This is a genomic window from Halomicronema sp. CCY15110 (assembly GCF_016888165.1).
Taxonomy (GTDB): Bacteria; Cyanobacteriota; Cyanobacteriia; order Phormidesmidales; family Phormidesmidaceae; genus Halomicronema.
Genome location: NZ_JACSWC010000337.1, coordinates 1 through 14,872 on the forward strand (window position 1 = coordinate 1; position 14,872 = coordinate 14,872).

Below are 14,872 nucleotides of genomic sequence, written 5' to 3' on the forward strand. Positions count from 1 at the left end.
TTCGACTCCGCTCAACTCTCGATGCTGGTAGGTTGAGCGAAGTCGAAACCGGATTGAACGGGTACTTTATTTAGTTGCAGATCCCTAGGTATCTTTAACCGCAATATGTTTTCTTTAAAAAAGGATAGGTTTGGCCCAGGCGATGGCTGGGTTGCGGATGATTTACCCAGGCGTTCCGGTTGATCGAGCCATCAAAATTTATTGGCATAGGCCATCAGGGCACCCAAAATATGAGCCAGCCCAACTTTAGCAGTTACATCAAGATGCTCAGCAGCCTCCTCAAGCACAAGGGGGTGTGGTTACAGCACGAGTCTCAAGACCTGGCTCGACTGTGTCAGCTCTATGGCAAACAGCTCAACCTCAGCCATGAAGATCGCAAAGTATTGTTGATGGCTGCCTATTGCAAAAATCTGGGGGCGCTCTACCTCAATGATTATTTGTTAGAGCATGAATTTCGCGATCATCGCCACATGATGACGGCGTTGAGCCCGTGGTTTGTGGAAAGTGTGCGGATTGCCCGAGAAGCCGATTTAGCGGCGGTGGCGGTGATTCTAGAGCAGTACCACCAGCGCCAGGTGCCTCCAGATAAACTGGCGCGGATTTTTCAAGTGCTAAATACCTGGGTAGCCTGCCAACAAGAGCGCGGCTGGCGGCACCCCATGAGCGAACGCGAAGCCCGTGTCATTCTGGAACAGCGGGCGCGGCTGAAATGGTCAGACCCCCTCATCGTGAGGCATTTCGTCCATTTCTTCGATCAATCTGGTGAACAGTTTCGTCGTCCTCGCCCCACCCCAGCGATCGCGGTTGCCCCTGTAGAACCAGCCCCATCCTAATTCAGCCTCCCCTCCGGGCTGTGCCCAGAGTTATTCACAAACCCCGTATTCACGCCATTTGGGCAGCGTTTTTTGCAAAAAGGTTTCGGCCAATTGGGTGGCATAGGGCAAGAGGTCTTCGCGCTTGGTCAGGGGTTTGCCTTGCTGGCTGAGTCCTTTGCCGAGGACTAACAACCGCTCCACCAGGGCAGCCCCCCACTCAGCCGCCGTGCCTTGCGGCTGGTCAAAGGTGGCGGTGAGCAGCATCAAATCGACATCGCTGACGGTGATGACGTGACCGAGTTTGCTGGCGATCGCAAAGCGATAGGGAGCCCCGTTGGCCGTGGCGATCGCGATCGCCCGGTTGAGCGCCAGAGCGGGACCGCGATCGCTAGGCGGACGGTAAAAGCCGATCTGCCCTTCATTCAGCATGAAGGAGAGCGCCTGCATCATATCCCCCAGGCCCAGGGGCTGACTGGCGGGCACCTGCATCAGCGCCTGCGCCGTTTTGGGGCCGGTAGCCAGTTGGTCGTAGAACAAGTTGTAAATTTCCGCTTTGCCTTTCAGCTCACCAATGGAGGTTTTGAATTTGAGTTCGGCATCGGCGGCGGGGCGATTGAGCAATACAAAGGACTGCTGCAAGATGGTTTGCTGGCGCTGAGCCGTCCACATGGGGGGAGCGCCCCGGCTAAACACATCGCGCCGAAAACTCTGGTTAACCAGCGTGTCGATCATCACCTCTTGCACGATAGGGTCGCCGTAGTCCTGCACGATGTCTTTGAACTTTTGCGGCATAAAGCTGCGTAAAAACAGGTCGCCCATGCTGGCGGTGCCCACATAACTCAGCTTGGCGGGCTTGACCTCTTCTACCACCTGGTCAAACCAGCGGGGGTGCCAGTTGTCATGCAAATATTCCTGCACCAGATAAGCGCGATCGTGCTTGCCCACTTTGTCCAGCATCGCCTTCATGCCGGGCAGCATCCGGGTCATGCCCGTTTGGGCGGCAGTCAGCGTTTCTAATCGTTTAATGCCCGTTTCGATCGCCTTCACCGACTCCAAGCTTTCGGTGGTTTGCCAGAGTCGCATCAAATGCTGAATCGGATGCGATGAAAACCAGGCGGGCAGAGCGTTGTAGCTGAGATACACTAGCGCCCCTGGCCGCGAAGCATGATTGATCAACTGCACGATGGCGGCGCACACCTCTGGCTGCAACCAGGAGTAAATGCCGTGGGCGGTAATGTAGTCAAACTGTCCCCAGTCGGCGGGCCATGCCGTCGCCAAGGCCGCAAAGTCGGCTTCTTCAAACCGAACATTGGTGAGCCCAGCCGCCGCCGCTAAGGTGCGGGCATGGGTGATGTGTACCGGATTGAAATCAATGCCCAAAAAATCGTGTTCGGGATTCAGCGCCGCCAGTAATGTCAGCCCGTAGCCCTGACCACAGCCCAGCTCTAGATAGCGCCAGGCTCCCGCTGGTGGCGTGACAGACTTGCTCAATGCCACAAAATCGAGCCATTCCGGACTGATTTCGCGGTAGTAACCAAAGGTGTAGCCAAGGTCGGTGTTATAGCCAGAAGACCAGGTAGACATTAACGCTCCATTCCATCAGTGAATCGGTCACTCATAGTTATAGGCACGAAATCAAAAGCTGCAACCTCTTGCAACACACTTTCAAAGTTGGTGCGCTCCAAAAGGTCGTGTCATTCGTCGTGATCTTCGGTGTAACGTGACTGGCCCTGGCGATCGCCCTGGAATGGTGTAGGGAACGCGATCGCGCCTGAGCCGCAATCCTGAACGATGGGACCCAGGGCCGATCAGCCGTCTTAAACTCGGCAACAGATAGCTGTAACGGTTGACCTGTGAGGAATGCAGACATCCACATATTTCTGCGTGAAGGGGGAAGTTGCATGTTAAAATCTGTAGCAATTATGAGAACTGTGTTGAAGAGGTTATTGCGCCAATGGAAGCTGCTCTGCTGTTAGCCAAACTGCCTGAAGCTTATTCTTTGTTTGATCCTCTGGTAGATGTGTTGCCTGTCATCCCTGTCTTCTTTTTGTTGCTGGCGTTTGTCTGGCAGGCAGCAGTGGGTTTTAGATAAATTTTTGCGATTCTCCTCAGAGAAGCGCTCCATTTCATTTACTTTGCATAGCCGCATCCTTAGCTTTTAGGGATGCGGCTTTTTTATCTGCGTCTTAAGAGAAAGTTGTTGTTGGCGGGGGCGGCAGCAAACCTGTGGCAGCATGAGGGCGATCGCGTAGCTGGCTGCAGCAATTGGAGGGCTAATCGCCCAAGTGCCCATGGTTGCTAATCTCTTTAAACCATCCCGGCTTCCTAAAGAAACCACCGAAGCGGCGGCTGAGATTCGGGTCAAAGGCACGGTGCAGGGCGTCGGCTTTCGCCCTACGGTGTACCGCTTGGCGCGAGTCTGCCAACTGCGGGGCGAGGTATTCAACGATGCGGCCGGAGTGGTGATCCGCGTGGCGGGCATGGCCCCCCAGATTGATCGATTTCTGGCTTGCCTACTGGCAGAGGCTCCGCCCCTGTCGCGCATCACAACGATGCAGCGTTGCGAAATTGACTGCACCACCATTCTCCAAACCAATTTCGAAATTACTTCCAGCCGCGCGGGACACCGCCGCACCCAAATTTCTCCCGACGCGGCCACCTGTCCCCAGTGTTTGTCCGACACGCTGAATCTGGCAAGCCGCTTTTCCCGCTATCCCTTCACCAATTGCACCCACTGCGGCCCCCGCCTCAGCATCATTCGCCACATTCCTTACGATCGCGCCCATACCAGCATGGCCTCCTTTCCCATGTGCCCGGCGTGTCAGGCCGAATACGACGATCCATTGAACCGGCGCTTTCACGCTCAGCCCGTCGCCTGCGATCGCTGCGGTCCCCAAGCCTGGCTCGAACGGGCCGACGATCATCCCATCAGCTCCGAGTTGGCCGCGCTGAATGCGGTGGACGCGGCTGCCACCCTGCTCCAGCAGGGTGAAATTGTGGCGATCAAGGGCTTGGGCGGCATTCACCTCGCCTGCGATGCGACGAACGAAGTGGCTGTCCAACGATTGCGCGATCGCAAACACCGCTACCACAAACCCTTTGCCCTCATGGTGCGCGACCTCGCCGTCATCGCCCCCTATTGCGAGATCAGCGACGCCGAACGCCAACTTCTCCAAAGCCCCGCCGCGCCCATCGTGCTGCTGACAAGAAAACCTGAGACATTGAATGCTTCTGTGAGGGTAAGGCATCCAGCCCCCAACCCCCATTCACCTATCACCCCAACACCCATTCACCCATTCACCCATTCACCCAGCCACCCAGCCACTCCCCCCCTCGCCCCCTCTGTCTCGCCCCATCTGCCCACCCTCGGCGTCATGTTGCCCTACACGCCGCTGCATCACCTGCTGCTCCAGCAACTGGATCGGCCCATCGTGCTCACCAGTGGCAATCGCTCCGACGAACCCCAGTGCATTAGTAATGACGAAGCGCGGGCAAAACTGGGCGACATCGCCACTTACTTTTTGCTGCACGATCGCGACATTGTGAATCGGGTTGATGATTCCGTGGTGCGGGTGGTGCAGGGTCAGCGCCAAACGTTGCGGCGAGCCCGAGGATACGCGCCCTCACCGTTGCTGCTGCCCCCTGGCTTTGAACATGCCCCCCCAATGCTCGCGATGGGCGGTGAACTGAAAAGCACGTTTTGCCTGATGCGGGAGGGCGAAGCGATTTTGTCGCAGCATTTGGGCGATTTGGAAAATGCCGTCGCCTTTGAGGCATATCAGGAAACGCTGCGACTGTATCAGGATCTGTTTGAGCACGAGCCCGCCGCGATCGCCGCCGACCTCCACCCCGATTACCTGTCCAGCAAACTGGCTCACGACCTCGCGACCGACCGCAACCTGCCCCTCTACGGCATCCAGCATCACCATGCCCACATCGCGGCGACGATGGTGGAGCACAGCCTCCCCATCGATACCGCCCCCGTGCTCGGCATTGCCTTGGATGGCCTGGGCTACGGCGACGACGATACCCTTTGGGGCGGCGAATTCCTGATAGCGGACTATCAAACCTGTCAGCGCGTCGCCCAGTTTGAACCCATCGCGATGCTGGGTGGAGCCCAGGCGACCCGGCAACCCTGGCGCAACACCTACGCCCAGTTAATGAATGCCCTCGGCTGGCAGACTCTACAATCCCGGTTTGGCGATCTGGAGCTGGTGCAGTTCCTGGCAGCACAGCCGCGCGGCATTCTGGATCAAATGCTGACCACGGGCACGCGATCGCCCCGCGCCTCCTCTGCCGGACGGTTGTTCGATGCCGTCGCCGCTGCCGTAGGCATCTGTCGCGACTCTGTCAGTTACGAAGGTCAAGGCGCGATCGAACTCGAAGCGCTCATTACCCCTGATGATCTCGATGTCTCGCCCTATCCCTTTGCAGTCAAGGCTGATGGCGATCGCCCCATCCTCTCGGCGACTCCGATGTGGCCGGAGCTGCTGCAAGATCTCCAGCAGGGAGCGAATGCCGCCACCATCGCCGCTCGATTTCACCTGGGATTGGCGGCGGCGATCGCTCACCTCGCCACCGACCTCGCCCACCATCACCAACTTACTCAGGTCATTCTCTCCGGCGGCGTCTTTCAAAATCAGGTGTTGCTTGTCGCCGTGCAACAGCAGCTTCAGCAATCTGGCTTAACCGTTCTCATTCCCCACGCAGTGCCCGCCAACGATGGCGGGATCGCCCTGGGGCAGGGAGCGATCTCCGCCGCCCGTCATCTGTCTGCTGCGTCCCATTAATCCTTAATCAAATGCCCGCAACCTACGCCCCAATGTGTCCGACCTCACCTAACCTCTCCTTGGCAAGGAGAGGAACCGGACTTCCTTGCCCAATTTTCCATAAACCTCTCCTTTTGAAGGAGAGGTGCCACAGGCGGTGAGGTTCCTTCAACCCTTCAGCAATATTCCAACCCTCTTTGAAAACGGACATTCCATCATGTGTTTAGGCATTCCCGGACAAATTCTTGAAATCAGCGATCGCGAACAGCAGCTCGCGATCGTCGATATCGGTGGCGTGCGGCGGCCCGTCAACATTGCCTGCATCATCGATGACGATCACCCCCTAGAAGACTGCATCGGCGATTGGGTGCTCGTCCACGTCGGCTTCGCCATGAATCGTATCGACCCCGACGAAGCCCAACTCACCCTCGATTTGCTCGAAGAATTGGCCGAAGTCCACGCCACGATCGCCAGTACAGACGCCGACTTGGCGGCAACCGCCCGCCATTAACCTGATAGGCTACCTGCCCCTGACTCGCCTCGACGGTCATCCCAACTCTGACATCCGCAATCCCCAACCGCCATGAAATACGTTCAAGAATTCCGCGATCCCCAAAAAGCCCAAGGTCTACTCCACGAAATCGAGGCCCTGGGACGGCAGCTTACCCAAGACCGCCCCGGCCCCATCAAAATCATGGAAATCTGCGGCGGCCATACCCACTCCATCTTTAAATATGGGCTGGAGTCGCTGCTGCCGCCCACTGTGGAACTGGTGCATGGCCCCGGCTGCCCGGTGTGCATCATGCCGAAGGGCCGACTGGATGACGCGATCTCGATCGCCCAGCAGCCCCACGTCATTCTCACCACTTTTGGCGACGTGATGCGAGTGCCTGGTTCTCAGCAAAGCCTGCTCCAGGCCAAGGCCGAGGGAGCCGACATCCGCATGGTGTATTCGCCGTTGGATGCGCTGAAGCTAGCGCGGGAAAATCCGGAGCGGGAAGTGGTGTTTTTTGCGATCGGCTTTGAAACCACCGCCCCCAGCACCGCCCTCACCGTGCTGCAAGCCAAGCGCGAGGGCGTGACCAACTTCAGTCTGTTCTGCAATCATGTTCTCGTCGTCCCCGCACTGGAAGCGCTGCTCAGCAATCCTGACTTGCAGCTCGACGGCTTCATCGGCCCCGGTCACGTCAGCATGGTCATCGGGGCGCGGCCCTATCAGGTCATTGCGGAACGCTATGGCAAACCCGTCACGATCGCGGGCTTCGAGCCGCTAGATATTCTGCAATCCCTCTGGATGGTGCTGCGCCAACTGGCCCAGGGTCGCTGCGAAGTGGAGAACCAGTACACGCGCCTGGTGAATCATGACGGCAACGCGGTGGCTTTGGATGCCCTCGCCCAAGTCTTCACCGTGCGAGAACAGTTCGAGTGGCGCGGTTTGGGCGACATCCCTGCTTCCGGCTTCAAGATGCATCCCAATTACGCCCAGTTCGACGCCGAGGCGAAATTCACCCTGCCCCACCAGCGCATCGCCGACCACAAGGCTTGTGCCTGTGGCGAAATCCTCCAAGGCGTCAAAAAGCCCTGGGAATGCAAGGTCTTCGGCACCGCCTGCACCCCCGAACATCCCATCGGGGCTTGCATGGTGTCTTCCGAGGGAGCCTGTGCGGCCTACTACAAGTACGGCGCGACTCAAACGCCCCAAAAGTCCGAAGCGCTGGCAAAATCGCACTAACGTTAGGTCAATACCTTTTCATAGCAGCGGCTCTCGGGGTCGTCGTAATGGCCAAAGCAGGGAATCGCCTGGAATCCGGCCCGAGTGTACAAATGCAGCGAAGCGGGTTGGGCTTCGCCCGTTTCGAGACAGAGGTGGGTGTAGCCCCAAGCGATCGCTGCCGCCTCAGCGGTGGCCAACAGTTGCTTGCCAATGCCCTGATTGCGAAACGGCGATCGCACATACAGCCGTTTCAACTCCGCCTTGGTCTCGGTAAATGGCCGCACCGCCACACAGCCCGCTACTTGATCTGCCACATAAGCTACCCAAAATCCACTACGCGGCTGCGCCAAATCCTCATGCCTCATTCCATAGAGTTCAGTGACGTAATCCGCATACAGTTCGGTGAGATGTTGATCCAGTTCGCGCACCAGGGCTTGCGCCTCAGCACTCGCAAAATCACCGGATAGAATCTGGCAAACTGCCGCTGTCATGACTAATATCGCCCACCTTGTTTAATTGTGAAAAGCTGAGTCCAGTTGTGGATAGCCTTAAGCATGGCCTCCCCAACGTCTCACTATAGCCACGATCAGCCTGAAGACAGTGAACCAATTGGCGGCCCACATCATACGCATAGGAGTCGGCTGACCGCGTTACTGGCCGCTCTTGTGGATGGGCTTAGACCACCTTCATTAGGCAACTTCCTCAACGGCTACTTGTCCCTCAACTGCTTGGCTGATAACTATTCCTATTCATTGCCATCAAAAATATTTCGTGCCGCAGGAAAGGGAGGTGACGCTTCAGATATAGAATATATTCAATGTTTATTACGTCTTGCATCGATCCATTTCGAGGTAAGACCGCTTGTTCTCGACCAGTGCTTTTAACTCTTATGACGATCGCGCATGTTCCCTGGCTCACCCTACTGATGCTGCTACCGCTGGTGGCAGCCCTGTTCACGCCGCTCATTCCCAAGTCTGGCAACTATTACTGGTGCCGTTGGTATGCCGTCGGCGTCGGGAGTTTAGAGCTAGTACTCATGAGCCTTCTCTTTTGGACGCACTACGATGCCACTAACGCCAAATTTCAAATTGTCGAAAGCTTTGCTTGGCTCCCAACCCTCGGACTCAACTGGACGGTTTCCGTCGATGGTTTGTCTGCCCCACTCGTGCTGCTGGCCTGCTTAGTCACCACCCTCTCCATGGCTGCCGCCTGGCGCGTTAATCGTCGCCCCCGGTTGTTTTTTGCCCTCATGCTGGTGCTATACGCCGCCCAAATTGGCGTCTTTGTCGCTCAAGACCTGCTGCTGTTCTTCATCATGTGGGAGGTGGAGCTCGTCCCCGTCTACCTATTGGTCAGCATCTGGGGGGGGCAAAATCGGCGCTACGCCGCCACTAAGTTTTTGATGTATACGGCGGCGGCTTCCATTTTTATTCTGGTAGCCGCCTTGGCGATGGCTTTCTATGGCGATTGGGTGACGTTTGATATTGCCCAGTTGCAGCTCAAGTCTTTTCCCCTACAGCTCGAACTCCTGCTCTATGCCGGACTGCTGGTGGCTTTTGGGGTAAAGCTCGCGATTTTCCCCTTTCACACCTGGCTGCCCGATGCCCATGGCGAAGCGTCGTCGCCCGTCTCGATGATATTAGCGGGCGTGTTGTTAAAGATGGGGGGCTATGGATTGATTCGCTTCAATCTCGAACTTTTGCCGCATGCCCATGTTTATTTTGCTCCCGTTTTGGCAGTGTTGGGCGTCATCAACATTGTCTACGGCGGGCTGAACTCCTTCGCCCAGACCAACATGAAGCGCCGCCTGGCCTATTCATCGATCTCGCATATGGGTTTTGTGCTGCTGGGTATTGCCTCCTTTACCGATTTGGGGATTAGTGGAGCCCTCCTACAAATGCTCTCCCACGGGTTGATTGCCTCGGTATTATTCTTCTTGGCTGGGGTAACTTACGATCGCACCCACACCATGATGATGAACGAGATGAGCAACATTGGTCAGGCGTTACCCCGGGTGTTTGCGCTCTTCACAGTGGCGGCAATGGCCTCGCTCGCCTTACCCGGGATGAGCGGCTTTGCCGGCGAGGTGGCAGTGTTTGTCGGCTTTACGACCAGTGGCGCTTACACCGATACCTTTCGAATGGTGATGGTCGGGCTCTCGGCTGTGGGTTTGATTCTGACGCCAATTTACCTGCTATCGATGCTCAGGCAAGTATTTTATGGGGCCAAACTTCCTCCCACGTGTGACGTTTTGCCCTTCTGCGATATGGATGACTTGGATCTCAAAATCCAGGGCAATGATGAACCATCTTGTTTTGGCAACAACTGTGATTTGCCAGGTCAAGCCAAATTTGATGATGCGAGCCCGCGCGAAATCCTGATCGCGGTGTGTCTTCTCGCGCTGATTGTGGGTATTGGCTTCTATCCCAAACTCGTGACGCAGATGTATGACGCTAAAACGGTGGCAGTCAACGCTGCTGTCACGCAGGTCTATCAGGAGATGGCGCTAGACAAGCCGCAATTTTATGCGGCGACTGTTATTCCTGCCCCCTGACTCCCCTGATTTCAACAAAATCGAGCATGACTTTGCCATCTTGAAAAAGATTTTGGCCTATGCCCCCGACGGCACCACCCTAGATGAAGTCGTGGCCAACTATGGCTGTGCCTGAAGCTAACCCAATTCTCATGCTTAATTAGATCGCTAATAATGCTGAAATCTCGGGTGAAATGCGGAATTGAAGATGTGCAAGACGATCGCTGTAGCAAGTGAGAGGCGATCGCAGATCGGACGTGCGGAAGGGTTTCCACCACTGTCAAAATCTACCTGACAAACTCGGATGAGGGTCAGCCCTCATCCATTGCCGTAAAGCCTTAAGCCGCGTCAAACGGCTGCTGAATTTGCTTCAGGAGCTGATAAAACGGCTCCCAGTCATTCTCCGCCACGATGGGTTCCCAAATCGCTTCAATTTTGGGGCGCAGCAGCACCGTCTGCGGATTAGTTTGACGTAGGCGCAGTGACATCTGCGTTAACGCTGCCGCAGACTGGGTTTGCAAGGCTTGTTGATAGCGCTGTCGCCATTGTTCCAGCAAGGCCTGGGCTCCGGCATCGGACGCTTGCATCGTGGCGGCAAAAATGGGGGCATCGGCATTCACCCAATCGGGAGAAAATTGCGCCGCCAGCGAGCAGAAGAAGTCGTGGTAGCCTACCGAGACCGAGTTGAGTAAGTCCAAAGTTTGATTGATCAGGTCAGTGGCGAGGGGTTCCTCTAGGGACTCGAACCCCAGTTTGTGCAACATGCGTTGCGAATAATAGTGCCAGTAACGATCTTCAAAGCGATCGATCACCGCTTCCATCTCCGCTTGGGGCATGACTCGCTGCAAGGGCTTTTGCAGCATCTTCAAATTGAGTTGGCAAATGGCCGGTTGGTTGCGGTAGCAGTAGCGACTGCCGTAGTCAAAGTAAGCGGCGGTGAATTTGGGATCGTACTGATCGATGAAGGCGTAGGGGCCATAGTCAAAGCTTTCCCCCGTGATGGACATGTTGTCGGTGTTCAGCACCGCGTGACAAAAGCCCACCGACATCCACTGGGCGACGAGTTCGGCAGTGCGTTCCACCAATTCACGGTAAAACTGGAGATAGCGGTTGTGGCGATCGCTCACCCCCTGGGCTGTCGGATAGTAATACTCAATCACGTGCTCCAGCAACCGCTGAATCAGGTCGGTGCGATCCAAATAATCCAGCCGTTCAAAGGTGCCAAACCGAATGTGCGAGCGGCTAAACCGCACCATGACCGACGATCGCGTCGGCGACGGTTCATCCCCGCGAAACAGTTGTTCCCCCGTTTCAATCATGCTCAGGGTGCGCGAGGTGCGCACGCCCAAGGCATGGAGGGCTTCTGCTGCCAAGACCTCGCGCACGCCCCCTTTTAGCGTCAGGCGACCATCGCCCCCACGAGAATAGGGGGTGGTGCCCGAGCCTTTGGTGCCAAAGTCATAGAGCTGACCGTCTTGGCCCCTCACCTGCCCATAGAGAAAGCCGCGACCATCGCCCAAAAAGGCGTTGTACGCGCCGAACTGATAGCCGTGGTAGCGCAGCGCAAGGAAGGGCGATCGCCCCTGAAACTGACCAAACGCTTCCACAAAATGGTCATCACTCACCGCTGCCGGGTCGAGCTCCAACTGCTGCAACACCGCATCATTACGAAACCGCAGCAGCGCTTGTGGAAATTCTGCTGCCGCCACTTCATCGTAATAATCATCCCCAATGGACTCCAGGGCGGGCACATAGTCCAATGACAGCAACGGATTGGCTTGTGTAGCGACGGTCATAAGCAATTGCGACTTTTTTCTCTCAACTTAAGAAAAGTGTAGGTTGTTAAAGTCCATTTGGCTAAGGATGGCAGGGTGTGAGGGTGTGAGGGTGTGAGGGTGGCAGCGTGGGAATATCCACCCTCCCGCCTACTCCACTTACCTCACCAACTCACCCATCCACTCCACCCACTCCACCTACTCACCCACTCCACTTACCCAATCCGCCACAGGTGCGATACCCTTCTCACAGCCACGTTGGGAGAAATTACATGGTCATGGGAGGCACGGGCAGCTCGAATAATTTGCTGGGCAGCCGCTATCGCATTTTGCGCGAGTTAGGGCGGGGGGGCTTTGGCTATACCTACCTGGCCGAAGATGTGAACCGATTTAATGAACTGTGCGTACTCAAAGAGTTTTTGCCGCAGGTCAATGATGATGAGTCTTTGCGCAAGGCGAAGCAGCTATTTGAGCGCGAAGCCGATGTGCTCTATCAGCTCAATCATCCGCAAATTCCTAAGTTTCGCGAACTGCTGCGGGTGAAAGACCGGGGACGAGGGCGCTTGTTTCTCGTACAGGATTATGTCGAAGGCCCCACCTATCAAGAACTCCTCGAAACTCGGCTCAACGCAGGCAATCGGTTTGCCGAGTCAGAAGTGATTCAGCTATTGCAGCGGGTGTTGCCAGTGCTTAGCTACTTGCATAGCATCGGCGTAATTCACCGTGACATTGCTCCCGATAACTTGATCTCGCGCAATACGGACGGTCTGCCCGTGCTGATCGATTTTGGCGGCGTGAAGCAATTGGCGACGGTGGTACAGCAACAAGTGACTCATGATGGCGTGCCGACTCGCTTGGGCAAAGCCGGGTATGCCCCTGAGGAACAGATGGAATCGGGACAGGTATCGCCCAGTTCAGATTTATATGCGTTGGCGGTGACGGCATTAGTGCTGCTAACGGGGCAAGCGCCCGACGCCCTGTACGATCGCTACACCCAGCGCTGGCGGTGGCAAGACTATGTGACCCTGAGTCCTCGTTTAGCGACGGTGTTGGAACGGATGCTGGCCCCTCGCGTGGGCGATCGCTACTCTTCGGCAACGGCGGTGGCCCAAGCCCTCGCAAGTCACGACCTCTACCCCACTCCAGGCTATGCCAACGGCAACCGCTACCCCGAGCCGACGGTAGCCGTGGCACCGGGCCGGGGCACTGACCCCAGCACAATGGTGGCAGCCCCTGGTTCCTCGCCCGCCCCCATCAAACCCCCGAAACAGTCGCGTCCCAATCCGACCGGGGGCTGCTTTCAGGCCTTTTTTGGGCTGCTGTTGCTGATCGGCTCCATTGGTCTGGTGTGGTGGATTGCCACTCGTTGGGAACCGAACGGCCCCCTGACGAATCCCGAAGGGAACCCGCCGGAAGAGACGCAGCCCGGTGACGCTACAAATCCGACTTTTTCGCCGGAAGAACAGGCCCGCAAAGCCCAACTCCGGCAGCGCCGCGAACGCTTGCAGGTGGATGAGCGCTACCTTGTCGCCGTAACGGATCAGTTGTTCTACAGCCAGTTTGCCGAAATTCAGCGCCCGCTGAGCGACGATCCTGCCGATGCGGAACTGCGCGCCGAGTGGGATGGTATCGCTAACGAGGTGCTTGATGTCCTGGAGGCGGAACTGAGTGCCCAGGCCCGGCAACGGTTGGGCAGCTACGGCGCGGGCGATCGCGACCAGTGGCGGCAGCGCGTGAACCCAGAATACGTCAGCACTCGCGCCCTCTATGACCTGACCGATGCGAAATTTGCCTATCTGTATCCGCAAGCGGCCCAGCAAAACTTCATTGACCAGCCAATTGGGCAAATCTGGCATGGTCTCGCCGATGACCGGGTGCGGGGCATTGAGTCCGGCGAACTGCTCGAAGAGATTCGCTTTGCCAGCGGCGAATTTAGCCAGTCGTTGCGCGATCGCTTGGGGCCAGGCGAAGGCCGCATCTACATCCTGAATCTGAGTGAGGGCCAACTCATGCGGCTCAACCTGCAAGCCGCCCCAGACACCACGCGCCTGTCAATTTATGTCCCTAGTCCCGACGATACGCTGCCTTTCTTGCTCGAAGATTCCCGCGATCGCACATGGTCGGGCACTCTGCCCCAGTCAGGCTATTACGAAATCACCGTGGTGAATACGCAAACGGCGGCGTTGAACTACGCCTTGGATGTCAGCGTTGATAACGTCACCTCCACCCCGACCGAGCCCGCCCCCGCTGAAGATAAAAACTAGGCTCTGCTACTCATTCCGGTGGCGTTCAGGCCGATTGAATGCCGCCGGAATCCTTCACAGTCCTCGCCTTTTTAATCGCAGGGGGCTCGGTAAATTCCGCGTGGGGACAAGGTCACTGGGAAGACCATTTCTAAGTACTCAACTTGATAACAAAGGCTCAAGTGCTCGAACTATGGCAAAGGTTCGAGTATAAGCTTGAAACATGTTCCGGGCCATGAGACATGATAATGCCGGATGAAAGAGTGGGGCTAAGACACAGGCTTCGACAATTAAGACGCAGAAAGAACGAGAGCCCCAGTAAGATTACACATCCAGAGCGATGGCTCGCCTTGCTAGGGGCGGCGGGCTTCTTTACTTTCCTTGGAACAGTTATCGCTCAAGGTGTCGAAAGCTATACAGCAATGAATCTTGAGCGACAAAAGTATGAATACGAACTTATTTCATCAATTCTGTCAGACCCAGAAATAGAGAAAAACGACGCAGCTAATCAGTTACTCTTCCTGATCAAAATAGAAGCGATTCAAGCGCTAAACACAGAAGTCTTAGAAGAAGCGGCCAGCACACCGGAAAACCTCCCAAAGTTACCAGAAGCCCCACTCAATCGACGAGCAGCAGGAACAAGCCGATGATAATCACCATTTGCGGTTTCAAGGGCGATGTAGGTAAGACCACAACTTGCCTACACTTAGAGGGTGTTTTAAAAGTCGTGCAATGAGTAAAAAAGCTTTCTCAGTATAGGCTACAAGTATTGATGTACGGAGCCCTGAGAAAGCTGATGGTTAAAGAGTATCCCAGCGACCTGCCCCGCGACCAATTCGACTTATTGAGCGACCTGCTGCCGCCCGCGAAACCGGGAGGACGTCCGCGCACGGTGGATGTCCATGCGGTGCTCAATGCCATTCTGTATGTGTTGGTCGAAGGGGTGCGCTGGCGTGCTCTCCCGGGTGACTTTCCCCCCTGGCAGACGGTGTACACCTATTTCCGGAACTGGCGCAAAGATGG

General features: G+C 56.3%; 12 protein-coding genes and 1 pseudogene. 10 read left to right on the plus strand and 3 right to left on the minus strand.

The features are described 5' to 3' along the window. The first annotated feature begins 230 nt into the window (after positions 1-230). Positions 231-833: an HD domain-containing phosphohydrolase gene (locus JUK32_RS16175; RefSeq protein ID WP_204139901.1), complete on the plus strand. Its 603-nt coding sequence runs from the start codon at positions 231-233 to the stop codon at positions 831-833. 30 nt (positions 834-863) lie between these two features. Here the strand turns inward: JUK32_RS16175 and JUK32_RS16180 are convergent, their stop codons facing one another. Further along, a complete protein-coding gene (locus tag JUK32_RS16180; protein ID WP_204139902.1) occupies positions 864-2,399 on the minus strand; it encodes a class I SAM-dependent methyltransferase in 1,536 nt (511 codons plus the stop codon). Positions 2,400-2,769: 370 nt separating this feature from the next. On the opposite strand from JUK32_RS16180, the gene JUK32_RS16185 reads away from it, so the two are divergent. The 4 genes from JUK32_RS16185 to hypD all read left to right on the plus strand — a co-directional run bounded on the left by JUK32_RS16185 (position 2,770) and on the right by hypD (position 7,316). Beyond that, on the plus strand, positions 2,770-2,907 hold the full coding sequence (locus tag JUK32_RS16185) for a photosystem II reaction center protein K (RefSeq protein ID WP_039728401.1): 138 nt from the start codon (positions 2,770-2,772) through the stop codon (positions 2,905-2,907). Between the two features lie 199 nt (positions 2,908-3,106). Then, on the plus strand, positions 3,107-5,605 hold the full coding sequence (locus JUK32_RS16190) for a carbamoyltransferase HypF (protein ID WP_204139903.1): 2,499 nt from the start codon (positions 3,107-3,109) through the stop codon (positions 5,603-5,605). A 196-nt stretch (positions 5,606-5,801) separates the two neighbouring features. Beyond that, positions 5,802-6,095 (plus strand): HypC/HybG/HupF family hydrogenase formation chaperone, encoded by a 294-nt coding sequence (locus JUK32_RS16195; RefSeq protein ID WP_204139912.1) that lies wholly within the window; start codon positions 5,802-5,804, stop codon positions 6,093-6,095. A gap of 72 nt (positions 6,096-6,167) precedes the next feature. Continuing rightward, the gene (gene hypD / locus JUK32_RS16200) at positions 6,168-7,316 is read left to right on the plus strand and encodes a hydrogenase formation protein HypD (RefSeq protein WP_204139904.1); all 1,149 of its coding nucleotides are present in this window, start codon (positions 6,168-6,170) and stop codon (positions 7,314-7,316) included. A 2-nt stretch (positions 7,317-7,318) separates the two neighbouring features. Here hypD and JUK32_RS16205 read toward each other — a convergent pair whose 3' ends face one another. Beyond that, complete coding sequence (locus tag JUK32_RS16205) at positions 7,319-7,789, minus strand: GNAT family N-acetyltransferase (protein ID WP_204139905.1); 471 nt, start codon at positions 7,787-7,789, stop codon at positions 7,319-7,321. Between the two features lie 398 nt (positions 7,790-8,187). Between JUK32_RS16205 and JUK32_RS16210 the strand changes: the two genes are divergently transcribed. Together JUK32_RS16210 and JUK32_RS16215 are read left to right on the plus strand one after the other, a co-directional pair. Then, on the plus strand, positions 8,188-9,852 hold the full coding sequence (locus JUK32_RS16210) for an NAD(P)H-quinone oxidoreductase subunit 4 (protein WP_204139906.1): 1,665 nt from the start codon (positions 8,188-8,190) through the stop codon (positions 9,850-9,852). Continuing rightward, positions 9,830-9,928, plus strand: a pseudogene (locus JUK32_RS16215) (IS630 family transposase); the annotation flags it as partial. The gene JUK32_RS16210 and the pseudogene JUK32_RS16215, both read left to right, overlap by 23 nt. Positions 9,929-10,169: 241 nt before the next feature. On the opposite strand, the gene JUK32_RS16220 reads toward JUK32_RS16215, so the two are convergent. Further along, the gene (locus JUK32_RS16220) at positions 10,170-11,627 is read right to left on the minus strand and encodes a YdiU family protein (protein WP_204139908.1); all 1,458 of its coding nucleotides are present in this window, start codon (positions 11,625-11,627) and stop codon (positions 10,170-10,172) included. A 251-nt stretch (positions 11,628-11,878) separates the two neighbouring features. Here JUK32_RS16220 and JUK32_RS16225 point away from each other — a divergent pair, with 251 nt between their 5' ends. From JUK32_RS16225 to JUK32_RS16235, 3 genes are all read left to right on the plus strand, one after another. Continuing rightward, the gene (locus JUK32_RS16225; protein WP_204139909.1) at positions 11,879-13,870 is read left to right on the plus strand and encodes a serine/threonine-protein kinase; all 1,992 of its coding nucleotides are present in this window, start codon (positions 11,879-11,881) and stop codon (positions 13,868-13,870) included. A 329-nt stretch (positions 13,871-14,199) separates the two neighbouring features. Further along, entirely contained in the window at positions 14,200-14,499 is a 300-nt protein-coding gene (locus tag JUK32_RS16230) for a hypothetical protein (RefSeq protein WP_204139910.1), read from the plus strand. Positions 14,500-14,645: 146 nt separating this feature from the next. Then, positions 14,646-14,872 (plus strand): transposase (locus JUK32_RS16235; RefSeq protein WP_204139911.1); only part of this gene is annotated, 227 nt, incomplete at its 3' end.